The 11,483-nt window shown below is 68.4% G+C and carries 15 protein-coding genes; 10 read left to right on the top strand and 5 right to left on the bottom strand.

The genetic code is table 11. The features are described from left to right. Window positions 1–132 precede the first annotated feature (132 nt). From ASF81_RS06435 to ASF81_RS06425, 3 genes are all read left to right on the top strand, one after another. Window positions 133–1,350, top strand: coding sequence for an acyltransferase family protein (locus tag ASF81_RS06435; protein WP_055806450.1), 1,218 nt, complete (start codon window positions 133–135; stop codon window positions 1,348–1,350). Between the two features lie 64 nt (window positions 1,351–1,414). After that, on the top strand, window positions 1,415–2,068 hold the full coding sequence (locus tag ASF81_RS06430; protein WP_055806446.1) for a hypothetical protein: 654 nt from the start codon (window positions 1,415–1,417) through the stop codon (window positions 2,066–2,068). 3 nt (window positions 2,069–2,071) lie between these two features. After that, window positions 2,072–2,368 carry a transcriptional regulator gene (locus ASF81_RS06425; protein WP_055806442.1) on the top strand — a complete coding sequence of 99 codons (297 nt, stop codon included), beginning with the start codon at window positions 2,072–2,074 and terminating at the stop codon, window positions 2,366–2,368. On the opposite strand, the gene ASF81_RS06420 is transcribed toward ASF81_RS06425, so the two are convergent. Then, on the bottom strand, window positions 2,365–2,778 hold the full coding sequence (locus ASF81_RS06420) for a GreA/GreB family elongation factor (protein ID WP_055806439.1): 414 nt from the start codon (window positions 2,776–2,778) through the stop codon (window positions 2,365–2,367). The two genes, ASF81_RS06425 and ASF81_RS06420, sit on opposite strands and share 4 nt — an antisense overlap. A gap of 201 nt (window positions 2,779–2,979) precedes the next feature. Between ASF81_RS06420 and folP the strand changes: the two genes are divergently transcribed. The 5 genes from folP (at window position 2,980) to ASF81_RS06395 (ending at window position 5,992) form a co-directional block, all read left to right on the top strand. After that, window positions 2,980–3,816: a dihydropteroate synthase gene (gene folP / locus ASF81_RS06415; protein WP_055806436.1), complete on the top strand. Its 837-nt coding sequence runs from the start codon at window positions 2,980–2,982 to the stop codon at window positions 3,814–3,816. A gap of 63 nt (window positions 3,817–3,879) precedes the next feature. Continuing rightward, a complete protein-coding gene (locus ASF81_RS06410; protein WP_055806433.1) occupies window positions 3,880–4,236 on the top strand; it encodes a DMT family protein in 357 nt (118 codons plus the stop codon). A 42-nt stretch (window positions 4,237–4,278) separates the two neighbouring features. Beyond that, window positions 4,279–4,623 (top strand): multidrug efflux SMR transporter, encoded by a 345-nt coding sequence (locus tag ASF81_RS06405; RefSeq protein WP_055806430.1) that lies wholly within the window; start codon window positions 4,279–4,281, stop codon window positions 4,621–4,623. Further along, the gene (gene thiD / locus ASF81_RS06400) at window positions 4,620–5,420 is read left to right on the top strand and encodes a bifunctional hydroxymethylpyrimidine kinase/phosphomethylpyrimidine kinase (RefSeq protein ID WP_055806427.1); all 801 of its coding nucleotides are present in this window, start codon (window positions 4,620–4,622) and stop codon (window positions 5,418–5,420) included. The genes ASF81_RS06405 and thiD overlap by 4 nt, the downstream gene beginning before the upstream one ends. Then, entirely contained in the window at window positions 5,417–5,992 is a 576-nt protein-coding gene (locus ASF81_RS06395) for a nucleotidyltransferase family protein (protein ID WP_055806424.1), read from the top strand. The genes thiD and ASF81_RS06395 overlap by 4 nt, the downstream gene beginning before the upstream one ends. On the opposite strand, the gene ASF81_RS06390 is transcribed toward ASF81_RS06395, so the two are convergent. Next, entirely contained in the window at window positions 5,989–6,378 is a 390-nt protein-coding gene (locus ASF81_RS06390; protein ID WP_055753964.1) for a DUF983 domain-containing protein, read from the bottom strand. The two genes, ASF81_RS06395 and ASF81_RS06390, sit on opposite strands and share 4 nt — an antisense overlap. 123 nt (window positions 6,379–6,501) lie before the next feature. Here ASF81_RS06390 and ASF81_RS06385 point away from each other — a divergent pair, with 123 nt between their 5' ends. Continuing rightward, window positions 6,502–9,351, top strand: coding sequence for a lipopolysaccharide assembly protein LapB (locus tag ASF81_RS06385; protein WP_055806420.1), 2,850 nt, complete (start codon window positions 6,502–6,504; stop codon window positions 9,349–9,351). A 78-nt stretch (window positions 9,352–9,429) separates the two neighbouring features. Here the strand turns inward: ASF81_RS06385 and ASF81_RS06380 are convergent, their stop codons facing one another. The 3 genes from ASF81_RS06380 to ASF81_RS06370 form a co-directional block, all read right to left on the bottom strand. Then, window positions 9,430–9,708 carry an HU family DNA-binding protein gene (locus ASF81_RS06380; protein ID WP_055806417.1) on the bottom strand — a complete coding sequence of 93 codons (279 nt, stop codon included), beginning with the start codon at window positions 9,706–9,708 and terminating at the stop codon, window positions 9,430–9,432. A 114-nt stretch (window positions 9,709–9,822) separates the two neighbouring features. Further along, window positions 9,823–10,635, bottom strand: coding sequence for a flagellar type III secretion system pore protein FliP (gene fliP, locus ASF81_RS06375; RefSeq protein ID WP_055806414.1), 813 nt, complete (start codon window positions 10,633–10,635; stop codon window positions 9,823–9,825). After that, complete coding sequence (locus tag ASF81_RS06370; protein ID WP_055806411.1) at window positions 10,632–10,922, bottom strand: flagellar biosynthetic protein FliO; 291 nt, start codon at window positions 10,920–10,922, stop codon at window positions 10,632–10,634. The genes fliP and ASF81_RS06370 overlap by 4 nt, the downstream gene beginning before the upstream one ends. Before the next feature lie 145 nt (window positions 10,923–11,067). Between ASF81_RS06370 and flgB the strand changes: the two genes are divergently transcribed. Next, window positions 11,068–11,472: a flagellar basal body rod protein FlgB gene (gene flgB, locus ASF81_RS06365; RefSeq protein WP_017506835.1), complete on the top strand. Its 405-nt coding sequence runs from the start codon at window positions 11,068–11,070 to the stop codon at window positions 11,470–11,472. The last annotated feature ends 11 nt before the right edge of the window (window positions 11,473–11,483 follow it).

Genomic DNA, 11,483 nt, shown 5'->3' with positions numbered 1-11,483 from the left:
AGCGATCTCCCGGCGGGTTTTTTCTTTGGGCGTCTGGCTGACCCACTGGCCCACTCAAAGCATCATAACGAACAAGTTTGCATTGCAAACCTGTCTGTGAGATATGGCGGTCTCGATCTTGGGAGGGACGTCATGGTGATATCGCAAGCAGAGCAGGTGGAGCGGCTGCACGGACTGGATGCGTTGCGCGCCGGGGCGCTGCTGCTGGGGGTGCTGCTTCATGCCAGCCTGTCCTTTTTTCCGCAGCAGATCTGGATCGTGGCGGACGACAGCCGGTCGATCGGCGCCGCCTGGCTATTCTTCGCCATTCATCTGTTTCGCATGACGGCCTTTTTCTTCATCGCGGGTCTGTTCGCCCATAGGATGCTGGCGCGGCGAGGCTGTGTCGCCTTCGCCAAGGATCGGGTGGTGCGGATCGCCGGGCCGCTGGCGGCCTTCTGGTTTCCGGTCATGGCGGGGATCGTTACGGCCCTGGTCTGGAACGCTCATGCCAATGGTCTGGTGACGCCCGGCGCGCCGCCGCCACCGCCACCGACGTATGACTGGACCAACTTTCCGCTGACCCACCTGTGGTTTCTGTGGGTGCTGACGCTCTTCTACGCCGTCGTCCTGATCGTGCGGGCCGTGCTCGGCATGCTGGATCGCGCGGGTCGAGCGGGTCCGGTCGTGGACAGGATCACCGGCGCGCTAATCGGCCCGTGGACGCCTGCCGTGCTTGCCGCCCCGCTCGCCCTGGCGCTGTGGCTGGATCCGAAGTGGATCGCCTTCTTCGCCGTGCCGACGCCGGACGCGGGCTTGATCCCTGACACCTCCGCCCTGATCGGATTCGGCCTCGCCTTTGGCCTGGGCTTCGTGCTGGACCGGCGGCGTGATCTGCTGGACCGTATCGCCAAATGGTCGCCGCTGTTCCTGTGCGTGGCGCTGGTTTCGGGTGTGACGGCCTATATCCTTGCGGGCGGCCCGAGCATCGCGCCGATGGGTGAGCCGACGGTCGGCAAGGCCTTGGCCGCCGCCGTCACGGCGGTCGCCGTCTATGCCTCGGCCCTGGCGGCAATGGGACTGTGCCTGCGGTTCGCCTCGGGCCACAGTCCGGTTCAGCGCTACCTCTCCGACGCCTCTTACTGGATCTACATCGTGCATCTGCCGCTGGTCATGCTGGCCCAGGTCTGGGTGCAGGATTGGGCTGGGCCGTGGTGGGTGAAGCTGATCGGCGTGTCGGCGGGCGTCTTCGCCGTGTGCCTGGCGTCCTACGAACTGCTGATCCGCCACAGCGTCATGGGGCGGTGGCTGAATGGCCGGCGCGTGCCGTGGCGCAACCGGCCTGCGCCCGCCTTGGTCCCCGCCGAATAATTTGCAAACCCTTCCGGCGGCGTCCATCCGAGGGACGCGCCCGTCGCACAGGAATCACACAGCGATGTCCGACAAGTCCCGCACCGGCCCCGAGGCCGACCTGGCCTTCATGAAGGCCATTGTTCAGGGCGGCAATAATCCCAGGGCGACCCTGACGCTGGGTGTCGCCTATCTGGCGGGCGGTCTGCTCTATGGTCTGCAATGCCTGTTCCATATCGGTCAGGTGTGGGGGATCGTGCGCTGGCCGCCGCTGGGAAATCTCGGCTTCGTGGTCGCCATCACGGTCGCCTTCCTTGTCGTTCTGACCTGGGCCGTGCGTGAGGACCGCAAGACGGGAACGGCCGGTCCCATCGTCACCCGCACCCTGAACGCGGCCTTCAGCGGCGTAGGCATGGCCAATCTGGCGATCATCATCGTGTTCGGCGTGGGCGCGCGCCGCGATCAGGACTTCGCTGTCTGGCTCTATTATCCGGCGATGATCTTCGCGCTTCAGTCGGCGGCCTGGTTCGTGGCCTACAGTCTGAAGAAGAAGCCATGGATGCTGGCGACATCGTTGGGCGGCTGGATCACGGCGGTCGCGCTCGGCGTGCTGGTGCGCGACGCGGTGATCTATCTCTACGTCTGCACCCTCGCCCTGTTCTTGCTGTTCGCAGGACCGGGCTGGGTCATGACGCGTGCGGCGCTGAAGGCCCGCGCCGTCGACGCGGACCTCGGCTGATCCATGAGGCTGGACGCGCTCGGCAAGATCGACGAGGTCATCCACGGCCGGATGCGGCTGGGGATCATGGTCTATCTGGCTGACGCCGAGGCCGCCGACTTCACCGAGCTGAAGACCGTGCTGGAGGCGACGCAGGGCAATCTGTCGGTCCATATCAAGAAGCTGGAGGAAGCGGGATACGTCGCCGTGGCCAAGAGCTTCGTGAAGAACAAGCCCCTGACCCGCGTGTCCATCACCCCCGCCGGCCGCAAGGCTTTCGCCGTCTATCTTGAGGCGCTGGGCGGTCTGATCGGGCGCTAGTCGCCGCCAAGGATTTCCGGATCCTCGACCATGACCGGCGTCAGGCTGCGCGCGGCGCCGGAGGGGTCGGTCCAGGCGATGGTGTGGCCCTCGACCAAACCGATCAGGCCCGCTCCGACGTGGGACAGGACCGAAACTTTGCCCGCATCGATGTCGGCGTCTGCGGGCAGGACGATCTGGATGCGGCGCGGATCAGACGCGCGGCCGTCGATATAGTGCAGCCAACGGTCCAGGGGCACGGCGCCCTTGGGAAGGTCGCCCGGTTCGCAGATGACGGCGCGCTCCAGTTCCTCCTGAAGCATTCCCGCCACGCCGTCGCCGGGCATGTCGCCGACCAGGCGCGACAGGGTATCGTGGTCCTGTGCGCTGAGAAAGATGTCGGGGCGGAGGGGCAGAGTGGATTTGGTCATGGCGGGCTCGCAGACGGCATGGGACGCCGCACGCGCGTGGCGTCGTGCGGCGACGAGAAGGATTGGGTTCAGATCGATGCCCGGAACGGGGCGAAGGGCGCGCGGCCGTTCCGGGTCAGTCGCCTGCGACGAGGCGTCCCGCGTGGGAAAGGCGTCGAGCCTGGCTGACGAAATGCGCGTTCACGGTTACAGGCTGGTCCCATGGCCCATGAAAGTCAAACCGCGCGGACGGCCGCCTTGTCGCAGGTGATGGGCATCGTCAATGTGACGCCCGACAGCTTCTCGGACGGGGGGCGGTGGGCCTCGACCGAAGGCGCGATCGATCAGGCCATGCGGCTGGTCGCGGACGGGGCCGATGTGCTGGACATCGGCGGGGAGAGCACCCGGCCGGGGGCCGAGCCGGTGGGCGAGGCCGAGGAGATCGAGCGGGTCGCGCCGGTCATCGCCGGCGTCCGCGCGCGCTGGGGCGGGGCGATCAGCATCGATACGATGAAGCCCGCCGTCGCGCGCGCCGCTGTCGCGGCCGGGGCGACGATGTGGAACGATGTGACGGCGCTGAGCCATGCGCCCGAGAGTGCGGCGGTCGCGGCCGAACTGGGGTGCGACGTCGTGCTGATGCACATGCGGGGCGAACCCCGCACGATGCAGGCGGACCCGCGCTATGACGACGTGGTGGGTGAAGTGCGCGACTATCTGCACGGGCGGGCCGAGGCGGCGATGGCGGCGGGCGTGGCGCGCGAGCGGATCTGGCTGGATCCCGGCATCGGGTTCGGCAAGACGCTGGCGCATAACATGGCGCTGACGGCGCGGTTGGACGCGCTGGTCGATCTGGGCTTTCCGGTGCTGTACGCCGCCAGTCGCAAGCGCACGATCGAGGCCATCGATGCGACGGCGGTCGCGGCGACGGACCGGCTGGGCGGGTCGCTGGCCCTGGCGCTGGAAGGCGCACGGCGCGGGGCGCAGATGGTGCGGGTCCACGACGTGCGCGAGACGGTGCAGGCGCTGAAGGTCCAGGCGGCGGTGACGGCGGCGGATTGAAGGCCCGCGACGGACGGTCGCAGCCGGTGTAGAGGGCAGGTCTGCAACAGCCCTGATCTGCCCATGCCCCTGACCGCCTACATCGCCCCCATCGTCATGTTGTGCCTGTCGAACGTCTTCATGACCTTCGCCTGGTACGGCCATCTGAAGTTCGATCACAAGCCGCTGTGGCTGCTGGTCATGGCCAGCTGGGGCATCGCCTTCTTCGAATACTGGCTGGCGGTGCCGGCCAACCGCATCGGCATCCAGGTCTATTCGCCGGCCGAGCTGAAGACGATGCAGGAGGTGATCACCCTGTTGGTCTTCGCCGGCTTTTCGGTCCTGTATCTGGGCGAGAAGCTGACGGTGAACCATCTGGTCGGGTTCGCCTTCATCGCGCTTGGGGCCTTCTTCATCTTCAAGGGACCGCTGGGCGGCTGATCGCGGCTTGCTCCGGACCGCGGCCTGTTCCATCTGGTCGCCATGTCCTGGGTGATGTCGATCAATCCGTGGGCGACGCTGGTCGTCGCCGGTCTGCTGGAGGTCCTGTGGGCCTCGGGCCTCAAGAATGTGGGCGTCAGCCGGCCGTGGACCTCGCTGGGGGTGCTGGTCGCGCTGGCGGGCAGCATGATCCTGTTGTGGGTCGCCACGCAGAAGCTGCCGATCGGCACGGCCTATGCGGTCTGGACCGGCATCGGGGCGGTGGGCGCGGCGGTGGTCGGCATCCTCGTTTATGGCGAGCCGGCGACGGCGGTCAGGGCCGTGTGCATCCTGCTGATCGTGGCGGGCATCGTCGGGCTGAAACTGTTTTCGGGAGCGGCGGCATGAGCGCGCTTCATCAAGGACGCGTCTTGATCCTGGCGGGGTCCGACAGCGGCGGCGGCGCGGGCATCCAGGCCGACATCAAGGCCGTGACGATGATGGGCGGGTTCGCCGCCACCGCCATCACGGCCATCACGGTGCAGAACACCCTGGGCGTCCACGGGGTCCATCCGCTGCCGCTCGATCTGATCGCAGCACAGGCGCGGGCGGTGCTGGAGGACATCGGGACCGATGCGGTCAAAACCGGCATGCTGGGCTCGGTCGAGGTGGTCGAGACGGTCGCGACCCTGCTGGACGAGGCGGACGCCCCGGCGGTAGTCGACCCGGTCATGGTGGCCAAGGGCGGGCACCCGCTGTTGCCCGATGCGGCGGTCGAGGCGGTGAAGCGCCTGATGATCCCGCGCGCGGCCCTGCTGACGCCCAATGCGCCCGAGGCCGAGGCCCTGACAGGCTTTGCGGTCCACGACCTGGACGGCCAGAGGCGGGCGGGCGAGGCGCTGCTGGCCATGGGGGCGCGGGCGGTGCTGATGAAGGGCGGTCACGTGTCGGGGCCGACGGTGATCGACCTGCTGATGACCGCAGACGGCGAGACGGTGCTGGAGGCCGAGCGGGTCGACACCCGCCACACCCACGGCACCGGCTGCACCCTGGCCAGCGCCTGTGCAGCCGGGCTGGCGATGGGGCGGCCGCTGGAGGTCGCGGTGGCCGAAGCCTGGGCCTATGTCGGCGAGGCGATCCGCCGGGCGCCGGGCCTGGGCGGCGGACACGGGCCGCTGGACCACGGCTGGCCGGTGCGGGGATGAGCGAGCTGGAGGCGGAACTGGCCGCCATCGTGCGCGCCGACGCTGGCCTGATGCACGTCCTGACGACCGTCCGGGCGCTGGACCTGCCCGACTGGCGGCTGGTGTCGGGGGCGGTCTATCAGGCCGTGTGGAACGCCAGAACGGGACGGCCGGCGGGCTATGGGGTCAAGGACTACGACCTGGCCTATTTCGATGGTTCGGACCTGTCCTACGAGGCCGAGGACGTCATCATCAAACGCGTCGCCGCCGCCTTCGACGAACCGTTCCGCAGCCAGGTCGAGGTCCGCAACCAGGCGCGGGTGCACCTGTGGTTCCAGAACCGGTTTGGCGAACGCTATGCGCCGTTGCATTCGACGGATGAGGCGCTGGGGCGGTTCGTGGCTCCGACCTTTGCGGTCGGAGTGCGGCTGGAGGCGGACGACAGCCTCAGCATCGCCGCGCCTTTCGGGCTGGACGACGTGTTCGCGATGACGATCCGGCCCAACCCGAACCGGCCGGTGGCCAAGGGCTGGGCCAAGGCCGTCGACAGCGCGCGGGCGCGCTGGCCCGAGCTGACGGTGATCGACCCCTAGAAAGGTCCGTGCTTGCCGTTCGAGGAGAACTCGGGCGGGGCGGCCTTGTGGACATATTGTTCGGCGACCAGCCAAGCCTTGAAGGGGCGCAGGCAGCCCAGGCACAGCGCGACCAGGATCGGCAGGGTCACGACCAGATGCACCCAGATCGGCGGGTGGACGGTGAAGTCGAACACCATCAGCAGGATCATCCCCACCACCCCGACGGCCGTCATGACGAAGAAGGCCGGGCCGTCCGCCGGATCGGCGAAGGCGTAGCTGAGACCGCATTCGGGACACTCCGTCTGAAGCGTCAGGTAGCCTTTGAACAGCGGACCCTTGCCGCAGCGGGGGCAGCGACAGGCCAGGCCGGTCTTCAGGGTGCTGAGGCGCGGATAATCGGTCATGGGACGACTATGGGCGCTTAAAACGGCGCTGTCGCGTGGACCGGTTGTCCTAACGCCATCCATCATCACGGTGAACGGCGGTTAACCGCGATTAAAGGCCTTGTGCGGCATGGGTCGGGAGATATGTCCGGGGCCTCGCCGACAAAGCGCATCCTGAAGACGACCGTGGCCGCCGCCACGGCCGGCGCCGTCGTGTTCGCGCCTATGGCGCCGCTGGCTCAGGAAGTCGGGCGCTCGCGCGATCCGCTGTCGATCAATATCGGCGCCAACGCCGAGTTCACGCGGGTCGAGTTCGGCGGCGTCATCGGGGTGCGCTCGCGCATCAGCCGCGAGGGCGACAAGGTCGTCGTTCGGCTGGGGACCACCGCCGCGCCCGACGTCTCGCGATTGAAAGTCGATCCGCCGGCGGGGGTGAAGTCGGTCGAGACGCGGCCGAGCCGGGGCGCGGGCGGCACGGACCTGATCCTGACGCTGGAAGAGGGCGCGGATGCGCGCTCGGGCGTCGCGGACGGGGCGGTGTGGCTGAACCTCTATGCGCCCGGCAAGGCGCCGGAGGGCGGGGACGCCGCCGCGCCGCAGACGACCAAGGCCGTGGTGCCGGTGCGGGCCGAGACGGCCGGCGGCAAGACCGTCCTGACCTTCGACTGGGGCACGCCGGTGGGGGCGGCCGTCTTCCGCCGTGGCGATGCAGTATGGGTCGTGTTCGACACGGCCGCCCGCGTGGATATGAGCGGCGCCAAGGCGCTGGGATCGGCCAAGAACGCCCAGTGGGCGGCCGGGCCGGGCTATACGGCCTTGAGGATCGCCGAACCCGAGGGGCTGGGCGTCTCGGCGCAGGGTCAGGGCGGGACCTGGACCGTGACGCTGGGCGGCCCAGACGGTGCGGCCGGCGGGGTCGAGATCGGCCGGTCCGACGACGGCGCGCCGGTGCTCGTGGCGCAGATGGCCGGGGCGACCAAGGCGGTCTGGCTGACCGATCCTCTGGTCGGGGACCGGTTCGCGGCGGTGACGGCCCTGGCGCCCGGCAAGGGATACGCCGGCGGACGGCGCACGGTCGATCTGAGCCTGATCCCAACGGCGCAGGGTCTGGCTGTGGAGACGGCGGCCGACGACCTGAAGATCGAGGCGGCGGGCGATCTGGTGACGCTGAGCCGGCCCAAGGGGCTGGCGCTGTCGTCGCCGGCGGCCGGACTGGAGACGGGCGACCACAATGCGGATGCGCCCAAACGGGCGGCCTATCCGGCCCTGATCGACGAGACCTGGGCCGCGACGGGCGAGGCGGGATTCTCGGACCGCTATCGCCGGCTGCAGGATGCGGCCGGGCTGGAGACCATCGCGGCGGCGGACAATCCGCGCGCGCCGATCGAGGCGCGGATGGCGCTGGCCCGGTTCCTGGTCGGGTCGGGCCTGAACTATGAGGCCATCGGGGTGCTGAACGCCCTGATCGCCAAGGCGCCCAACCTGCAAGGCGAGCCCGAAGTGCGCGGCCTGCGCGGCGTGGCGCGCGTCGGCGTCGGGCGGCTGGAGGAGGCCCAGGTCGATTTCGCGGGCGCCGCCCTGGCAAACGATCCGGCGACCAAGGTCTGGCTGGGCTATATCGCTTCGGAGATGGGCGACTGGGAGGGGGCGCGTCGCAACTTCGCCGCCGGCGCCCCGGCCATCGACAGCTTCCCCAAGGAATGGCGCGCCCGGTTCGGCGCGGCCCACGCCATGGCCGCGATCCAGTTGAACGATCTCGCCGCCGCCCAGCAGCTGTTGGCCTATGTGTTCAGCCAGGATGCGCCGGCGGTCGATCAACTGACCGCGCGGCTGGTGCAGGCCCGGATGTTCGAGCTGAACGGCGACAAGAACCGGGCGCTGGCGGTCTACAAGGCCGTGGCGCGCGCGCCGCTAGACGGGATCGCCACGCCGGCGAAACTGGGCGCCATCAGCCTGGAGCTGGACAAGGGCGCGATCACGCCGGATCAGGCGACGGCCCAGCTGGAACAACTGAAATGGCGCTGGCGCGGGGACGCGACCGAGATGGCGGTCGTGCGCAAACTGTCAGGCATCTATCTGCAACAGGGGAGATACCGCGAGGCGCTGGACGCCCTGCGCGGCGCGGGCAAGCGGATGGCCGGCGTGCCGGGCGCAGCCGAGGTGCAGGCGGATCAGGCGAACGCCTTCCGCGCCCTGTTCCTGGACGGCGCGGCGGACGGTTTGCAGCCGGTGCAGGCGCTGGCGCTGTTCTATGACTTCCGCGAACTGACCCCGATCGGGGCGGACGGCGACGAGATGGTGCGGCGTCTGTCGCGCCGGCTGATCGACGTGGACCTGCTGGATCAGGCCGCCGAACTGCTGAAGCACCAGGTGGACGAGCGTCTGGACGGGGTGGCCAAGGCCCAGGTCGCGACCAATCTGGCCACCGTCTATCTGATGGACCGCCAGCCGGAGAAGGCGTTGCAGGCCATCTGGGGCTCGCGCACCACCCTGCTGCCCAATGCGATGAACAGCGAGCGCCGGGCGCTGGAGGCGCGCGCCCTGATGGATCTGGGCCGGTTCGACCATGCGCTGGAGGTGCTGGACCGGGATCAGTCGAACTCGGCGCGCGAGGTGCGGGCCGACATCTTCTGGAAGCAGCAGAAGTGGGGCGAAGCGGCGCCGATCTATGAGGCGCGGCTGGGCGATCGCTACAAGACCGGGACCACGCCGCTGACGCCGGCCGAGGAAAGCTGGCTGATCCGGGCGGGCGTCGGCTATTCGCTGGCGGGCGATCGGGCCGCGTTGCAGCGGCTGAGCGGGCGCTTTGGGCCGATGGTTCCCGGCGCGCGGTCGGCGGCGGCGCTGCGGGTCGCGCTGGACGACAATCTGTCGGGCGTGGCGGGGACGGGCGACTTCGCCAATCTGTCCAGCCAGGCCGACACCTTCGTCGGCTGGGTCAACAGCGCCAAACAGGCGTTCAGAAAAGAAGCCGACGCGAAGAGCGCCGCCTGAAATTGAAGCGGGCGGAGATCGCATCGCGATCCCCGCCCGTCGAGCATTGCCGGTCCTGCATCGCAGGACCGAAAAGGCTTAGCCGTTGACGGCGTCCTTCAGCGGCTTGGAGACGCGGAAGCGCACGGCCTTGGAGGCGGCGATCTTGATGGTCGCGCCGGTAGCCGGGTTGCGGCCTTCGCGCTCAGCGCGGTCGGCGGTGTCGAAGACGCCCAGGTTCGAGATGCGGATGTCGCCGCCCGCCTTCAGGGTCGAGTGGATGTTTTCGACGATCGCGGTCAGCACCTTGCCGGCGTCGGCCTGCGAAACACCAGCGTCCTTGGCGACGGCGGCGATCAGTTCGGCTTGAGTGGTCATAAGAAGCGTTTCCAGTGTTAGTCGCCCGATTCCGAGCGAGGACCGGGGGATCAACACGGATTTCCGTACGCTTTGCAAGCGCCGATGACGCTTAAAGCCATATGGGGCGGGGGATTATCCGGTACCGGACGCCCGCTGGAAGCTCTCGACCAGGCTTCCGGCGACCAATCGCCAGCCGTCCACCAGCACGAAGAAGATCAACTTGAAGGGGAGGGAGACCACCACCGGAGGGAGCATCATCATGCCCATGGACATCAGCACGCTGGCCACCACCAGATCGATCACAAGGAACGGAACGAAAAGGAGAAATCCGATTTCGAAGGCCTTCTTCAGCTCGCTGATCATGAAGGCCGGGGTGACCACGCGCAGGGGCAGGTCCTGGACGTTCTGGGGCGGGTCGATCTTTGAGAGACGGGTGAACAGGGCGAGGTCCCCGCGGTCCACCTGGGCCAGCATGAAGGTTTTTACGGGTTCGGACGCCTGATCGAAGGCCTGGGGCAGTTCGATCTGCTGATCCATCAGGGGACGGATGCCCGAATCATAGGCGTCCTGCCAGGTCGGGGCCATGACGATGGCGCTGAGGAACAGCGACAGCGACACCAGGACGGCGTTCGGCGGCGACTGTTGCAGGCCCAGCGCCGTGCGCAGCAGCGACAGGACCACGATGATCCGCACGAAGCTGGTCGTCATGATGACGATCGACGGCGCCAAGGAGAGGACGGTCATCAGACCGACCAGCTGGACCACCCGCTGGGTCAGGCCGGCTCCGGTGCCCAGGTCGATGTTCAGCGCCGAGCCGCTTTGCGCCGCCTGCTGAGCCAGGGCCGCGACGGGCCAGGCCAGACAGACCAGGGTGGTGAACAGCGACAGCAGGGCCGCGCGTTTCAGCTCGGTGCCGGTCGGCTTGACGAAGACGGCTGGCTTCACAGGCCGCCTCCCATTTTGCCGAGAGGGGTCTGACGCGGCTCGATCAGTTCACGGCCTTCGCCCAGCAGGATCAGCCGTTCCTCGTCGTCGACGCGGACCAGAACGAGACGACGGGCGGGGTCCAGCACCAGGGTCTCGACGACCTGAAGCCGGCGCTCGCCGCGCTCCGCATTCAGCCGGGCCAGGATTTGTGGAGCATAGCGGCGCGCAGCCCAGGCCGCGATCCCGATCAGGCCGAGGGTGAAGGCCAGGCCGAAGACCGCCCGGGCGAGATCGAGGAAATTCATGACGCTGCAAAGGCCCCGCGCAGTCCGCGCTCAGGCCGCGAATGTTAACCACCACGGTTAACGACCCGTTGAGATAACCCCCTATTAACCATCCAGGCGGCATTTTCTGCCCATCGCGCGCATTCGCGTCGCACGGGAGACCGCCATGGGCGTCGCCGACATACCGCTGCTGGGGCAGATCAAGGGCCGGCTGGGCTGGCTGGACGCACGCCAGCGGGTCATCGCCGAGAACGTCGCCAACGCCGATACGCCGGGCTTCGTCGGGCGCGACCTCAAACAACCGACCGACTTCGCCGCCGCCATGCGCTCGGGCGGGGGGCTGCAGATGGTGCGCACCAACGCGGCCCATATCGCGCCGGCCGGTTCGCCGGTCCGGTTCGCCCCGACCAAGGCCCCCGATTCGGAGACCACGCTGGACGGCAATTCGGTGGTGGTCGAAGAGCAGATGCTGAAGATGGCCGAGAGCCGCATGGCGTATGACGCCGCCATCGGCTTCTACCAGAAATCCATGTCCATGATCCGCATGGCCGCCAAGCGGCCGGGCGCCTGAGCCGATGGCCG

The organism is Brevundimonas sp. Leaf168 (assembly GCF_001423685.1).
GTDB lineage: Bacteria > Pseudomonadota > Alphaproteobacteria > Caulobacterales > Caulobacteraceae > Brevundimonas > Brevundimonas vesicularis_C.
Note: the sequence above shows the minus strand (reverse complement) of the source record. Positions and strands in the feature narration are given on the sequence as shown.